The sequence below is a fragment of the Streptomyces hilarionis genome (assembly GCF_024539675.1).
Classification (GTDB): domain Bacteria; phylum Actinomycetota; class Actinomycetes; order Streptomycetales; family Streptomycetaceae; genus Streptomyces; species Streptomyces hilarionis.
The window spans coordinates 1-239 of sequence record NZ_JAHHIT010000881.1; the positions used below are offsets into that span (position 1 = coordinate 1).

The 239-nt window shown below is 55.6% G+C and carries 1 protein-coding gene; it reads left to right on the top strand.

Features of this window, described 5'->3' with window-relative positions:
• Positions 1-19 precede the first annotated feature (19 nt).
• A partial coding sequence (locus KMS84_RS40650) for a hypothetical protein (protein WP_256921669.1) occupies positions 20-239 on the top strand: 220 nt, incomplete at its 3' end.

A 239-nucleotide genomic window follows, 5' to 3' on the forward strand; every position in this document is an offset into this window, starting at 1 on the left:
GCTAGTTGACCGCCCAGCAATGTCTAACATCAAAGCAGAAGACGTTGCATCGAAGCTTCAGCAGGCTTTCCGGCGAGACAAGGAGAAGTCTCTGATTGACTTCGGTGCGATCTCATTTGACCGTGAGACCAAGGATGATGTGGTTTCGGGCGTCAGGGAGACAAGGCAGCGCCCCATCGACTCGCTGGCCTTCATGCCCACTCATATCTGCCCGTTTGGTAATCGCTGCCCAGCGGACG